Annotated in this window: 2 protein-coding genes and 2 tRNA genes; 2 read left to right on the forward strand and 2 right to left on the reverse strand. The window is 60.0% G+C overall.

Annotated elements, in window-relative coordinates:
* Positions 1-154: 154 nt before the first annotated feature.
* Positions 155-1,117, reverse strand: a complete 963-nt coding sequence (locus tag QMX88_RS29170; protein ID WP_282373724.1) for a bile acid:sodium symporter family protein — start codon at positions 1,115-1,117, stop codon at positions 155-157.
* A gap of 81 nt (positions 1,118-1,198) precedes the next feature.
* Positions 1,199-2,119, reverse strand: a complete 921-nt coding sequence (gene rdgC, locus QMX88_RS29175; protein ID WP_122537474.1) for a recombination-associated protein RdgC — start codon at positions 2,117-2,119, stop codon at positions 1,199-1,201.
* A gap of 159 nt (positions 2,120-2,278) precedes the next feature.
* On the opposite strand from rdgC, the gene QMX88_RS29180 reads away from it, so the two are divergent.
* Positions 2,279-2,354, forward strand: a tRNA-Val gene (locus tag QMX88_RS29180).
* Positions 2,355-2,373: 19 nt separating this feature from the next.
* Positions 2,374-2,450, forward strand: a tRNA-Asp gene (locus tag QMX88_RS29185).
* Positions 2,451-2,775: the final 325 nt, after the last annotated feature.

Raw genomic sequence — 2,775 nt, forward strand, 5'->3', positions numbered from 1 at the left:
GCTTGCTCACGAAGACGGTATTCCTGCCGCAGAAAAATGAGCGGATGTACCGGCCTCTTCGTGAGCAAGCTCACTCCCACATGGATCGCATCTGCTGGACGACTGGTGGGTGACCGGGAATCTCCCACAAAGAGCAAGCCAGTTGCGCGGCCGGTCAGCCTACAACCGGCTTCTCGTCCGCAACCACCGCATCCGGCGTCATCTTGCGGAAGTACGTCGAAAGCAACGCGCCCGAAATGTTGTGCCAGACGCTGAACAGCGCGCTCGGCACCGCCGCCAGTGGCGAAAAGTGCGCAGCGGCCAGGGCGGCGCCGAGACCTGAGTTCTGCATGCCGACTTCCAAGGACAGCGATTTGCGCTGAGCCAGTGGCAACTTGAACAGCTTGCCGGTGAAGTAACCCAGCAGAAAACCGAAGCTGTTGTGCAGGATCACCACGGCCATGATCAACAGGCCCGACTCGGCAATCTTCGCCTGACTCGCCGCCACCACTGCACAGACGATCATCACGATGCTCACCACCGACACCAGCGGCAGCACGTCGACGGCAAAACTCACCTTGGCGCCGAGTAAACGTTGAGCGATGACGCCGAGCACGATCGGCAGCATCACCAGCTGCAGGATCGACCAGAACATTTCCATGAAGGACACCGGCAGCCACGCCGAGGCCAGCAGCCAGATCAGCGCCGGGGTCAGCAGCGGGGCGAGGAGGGTGGTGACGGCGGCGATGGCCACCGACAGCGCCAGATCGCCCTTGGCCAGCCAGGTCATGACGTTGGACGACGTGCCGCTCGGGCAGCAGCCGACCAGAATCACGCCCACGGCGATTTCCGGCGGCAGGTGAAACAGCTGGCAAAGCAGCCAGGCCACGCCGGGCATGATCACGAAATGCGCGACCACCCCCAGAGCCACGCGCCAGGGATGGCGCACGACTTCAGAAAAATCATCAAGCTTGAGGGTCAGGCCCATGCCGAACATCACCAGCCCCAGCAACGGCACGATGTACGACTTGAGGCCGATGAACCAGGACGGGAACAGGAACGCCAGCACGGCGAACAACAGCACCCAGTACGCGAAGGTATTACCGACAAAACGACTCAACGCAGCCAGGGCACGCATGGCCTGCTCCTTTCTTATTGGTATGAATGAACCCGGAAACGGAAGGAGCCAGCAAGCCGGCTCCTGCGCCGTCAGGCGAAATCAGATCCCCTGGGGAATCTCTTCGCCGCCCAGTGCTTCCATCAGCTCCGGCAGGAACTCGCCGAATGTCAGCATCATCAGGGTGAAGCTGGCGTCCTGCTGACCCAGCGCATCGTCGCCGCCGTTCTGCTCGGCTTCATCCTGCAGCAGGTCTTCGAACTTCAGGCGTTTGATACCGAGCTTGTCGTCCAGCACGAACGACAGCTTGTCCTGCCACGCCAGCGACAGCTGAGTGACGACTTTGCCGGTGCTCAGGTGCAGCTGGATTTCGTCGCTGGTGAGGTCCTGACGTTTGCATTTCACAATGCCGCCGTCTTCGTGGGTGTCGCGCAGTTCGCACTCGTCCAGCACGAAGAAGTGCTCGGCGGTCTGGCTGGTCTTGACCCATTCGGTCATCACAGCGGTTGGCGCGGTCTTGACGGTCACGGGGCGGACTGGCAACGAGCCGACCACTTCACGCAGGGTCGACAGCAGGTCTTCGGCGCGCTTGGGGCTGGAAGCGTTGACCAGAATCACGCCTTGCTTGGGGGCGATGGCGGCGAAAGTGGCCGAGCGGCGGATAAAGGCGCGGGGCAGGAAGGCCTGGATGATTTCATCCTTGAGCTGATCGCGTTCCTTCTTGTAGACCTTGCGCATCTGCTCGGTCTCGATCTCTTCGACTTTCTCTTTCAAGGCATCGTTGACCACACTGCCGGGCAGAATGCGTTCTTCCTTGCGCGCCGAGATCAGCATGAAATCACCGCTGACGTGCACCAGTGGCGCGTCTTCGCCCTTGCCGAACGGGGCGATGAAACCGTAAGTGGTCAACTCCTGGCTGGCACAGGCACGTGCAGGCTTGGTCGCCAACGCGGTTTCCAGCGCCTCGGCGTCAAATGGCAGGTCCTGGGTCAGGCGATAGACAAGCAGGTTTTTGAACCACATGGGGTACATCTCTCCTTTATACAAAGGGGGGCATTATTCGCTGCTGTGACCCTGCGGCCAACCCTGATGTAAGCCTTTGGAAGGATTATAAAATTTATTTCAAAAAGTGCTTGCCAGCTTTTTGATCGCTCCGTAGAATGCGCGCCAGACCGAAGCGAAGGGTGATTAGCTCAGCTGGGAGAGCGTCTGCCTTACAAGCAGAATGTCGGCGGTTCGATCCCGTCATCACCCACCATTCGTTTCAAGTGTTACGCGCAGCGGTAGTTCAGTCGGTTAGAATACCGGCCTGTCACGCCGGGGGTCGCGGGTTCGAGTCCCGTCCGCTGCGCCATATTGAGTTACGAGGCCCTTGAACTCCTCGTAACGACAAAGAGAGCGACCTTAGGGTCGCTTTTTTTGTGCCTGGGATTTGATGAGAAGCAGATTGTTCCCACGCTCCGCGTGGTAACACCTCCCATGACGCTCCGCGTCAACTTGCTCAGACCAGATTGCGCGTCGTCTGCTGGACGCGGAGCGTCCGTGGCTGCGTTACCACGCGGAGCGTGGGAACGATCAGGGGTACCACCGAAAAATGGGTATTGCCGCACCGGCCTCTTCCCGGCTGAAGCCGGTCCCACTAAAAGCAATGCGTGCACACCGTAGGACCGGCTTCAGCC

This window comes from Pseudomonas sp. PS02290 (assembly GCF_029960075.1).
GTDB lineage: Bacteria > Pseudomonadota > Gammaproteobacteria > Pseudomonadales > Pseudomonadaceae > Aquipseudomonas.